General features: G+C 70.1%; 1 protein-coding gene. It reads right to left on the bottom strand.

Features of this window, described 5'->3' with window-relative positions; genetic code table 11:
* Positions 1-90 precede the first annotated feature (90 nt).
* Positions 91-1,041, bottom strand: a complete 951-nt coding sequence (locus tag ACFWEJ_RS28810) for a DUF808 domain-containing protein (protein ID WP_377232574.1) — start codon at positions 1,039-1,041, stop codon at positions 91-93.
* Positions 1,042-1,144 lie beyond the last annotated feature (103 nt).

Here is a 1,144-nt window from a genome sequence, read left to right as displayed (position 1 = left end):
GGCCCCCGGTGCGCCGCGCACCAGGGGCCTGCTTCGTCAGGATCGGCCACGCCGTCAGGATCGGCCACGCCGTCAGGATCGCCCAGCGGCTCAGTGCGCCGCCGGCGCCTCCTCGGCGTCCTTCTTCCGGGACGGCAGCAGGTGCAGCACGGCCACCACGACTGCGCCGACCACGAGGCCGACCACGGCCGAGCAGAGGGTGTTGAACAGCCAGCCGAGGGTGCCGCCGAGCGCGCCGGCCCCGTCGTGGATGACCACCTCGAGGTGGTGCACCCACTCGTAGGGCCCGGGGATCCAGCCCGTGCCGTCCGCGCCGAGGTTGACGAGCAGGATGTGCCCGCCCACCCAGAGCATCGCGATGGTGCCGACCACGGAGATGACGGCGAGCACGCGCGGCATCGCCTTGACCAGGCCGCGGCCCAGCGTCTGGGAGAACCGGGACTCGCGCTCGGCGAGCCGCAGCCCGACGTCGTCCATCTTCACGATGGCCGCGACGATGCCGTAGACGATGATCGTGATGACGAACGCGACCACGACGAGGATGAGGAGCCGGGACCAGAAGGTCTCGTCGGCCACCTCGTCGAGCGCGATCACCATGATCTCGGCCGACAGGATCAGGTCGGTGCGGATGGCGCCGGCGACCAGCTTCTTCTCGGCCTCCGGGCTGACCTCGGCGGCGAGCACCGTCTCCTTGCTGTGGCCGGAGATCTTGTGCCAGATCTTCTCGGCGCCCTCGTACGCGAGGTACGTGCCGCCGATCATCAGCACGATCGGCAGCAGCCACGGCAGGAACTGGCTGAGCAGCAGCGCGGCCGGGAGGATGAAGATCAGCTTGTTGCGGATCGAGCCGATCGCGATCTTCTTCACGATCGGGAGCTCGCGCTGCGCGGCGACGCTGCGCAGGTACTGCGGGGTCACGGCGGTGTCGTCCACGACGACACCCGCCGCCTTGGCGGTCGCACGGCCCGTGGCTGCGCCGACGTCGTCGATGGACGCCGCCGCGAGCTTGGCCAGCGCGGCGATGTCGTCCAGCAGTCCCATCAGGCCACCCACGGCGCACCCCGCTCCGGTCGATGTGTCGTCATGTCCCGAAGCCTATGCAATCGAGGCCCCCGCATGTGTCAGACGTGCAGGTCCCTCGGGG

Source organism: Promicromonospora sp. NPDC060204 (assembly GCF_042728455.1).
Classification (GTDB): domain Bacteria; phylum Actinomycetota; class Actinomycetes; order Actinomycetales; family Cellulomonadaceae; genus Promicromonospora.
Note: the sequence above shows the minus strand (reverse complement) of the source record. Positions and strands in the feature narration are given on the sequence as shown.

Excerpts from the sequence above, each read along its gene's own strand:
- ACFWEJ_RS28810 (WP_377232574.1), bottom strand. The coding sequence starts at position 1,041 with ATGGGACTGCTGGACGACATCGCCGCGCTGGCCAAGCTCGCGGCGGCG.